The organism is Tepidiforma sp. (genome assembly GCF_026419595.1).
Classification (GTDB): domain Bacteria; phylum Chloroflexota; class Dehalococcoidia; order Tepidiformales; family Tepidiformaceae; genus Tepidiforma.
Genome location: NZ_JANZZD010000114.1, coordinates 1 through 583, shown reverse-complemented (window position 1 = coordinate 583; position 583 = coordinate 1). Strand labels below are relative to the sequence as shown.

At 50.6% G+C, this 583-nt stretch carries 1 rRNA gene; it reads left to right on the top strand.

What is annotated here, in order from left to right:
- Positions 1–583: ribosomal RNA gene (locus N2041_RS14670) — 23S ribosomal RNA — on the top strand; the annotation flags it as partial.

The window sequence follows — 583 nt, the reverse complement described above, 5'->3', positions numbered from 1 at the left end:
ATGGGCTAGGGGCCTTACCGGGTTACCGAACCCTATCAAACTCTGAATGCCGTATAGATGTTCTTTGGGAGTCAGACTGCGTGAGATAAGTTTCGTAGTCAAAAGGGAAACAGCCCAGACCGTCAGCTAAGGTCCCAAAATCACAGTTAAGTGGAAAAGGATGTGGGTTTGCTAAGACAACTAGGATGTTGGCTTAGAAGCAGCCACTCATTTAAAGAGTGCGTAATAGCTCACTAGTCGAGTGAGCCCGCGCCGAAAATTACCGGGGCTAAAACTGTGTACCGAAGCTACGGATGCAAGCCGTGGTAGGGGAGCTTACTGCAGTAGGGAGAAATACGATCGTAAGGACGTGTGGACGAAGCAGTAGTGAGAATGCCGGAATAAGTAGCGAAAGTAAAGTGAGAATCTTTACCGTCGAAAACCTAAGGTTTCCTGGGGAAGGTTCGTCCGCCCAGGGTAAGTCGGGACCTAAGCCGAGGCCGAAAGGCGTAGGCGATGGACAACAGGTTGAAATTCCTGTACTACCGTCGCTCGTTTGAGAGAAGTGGGGACGCAGGAGGATAAGTGGAGCGAGCTGCTGGAA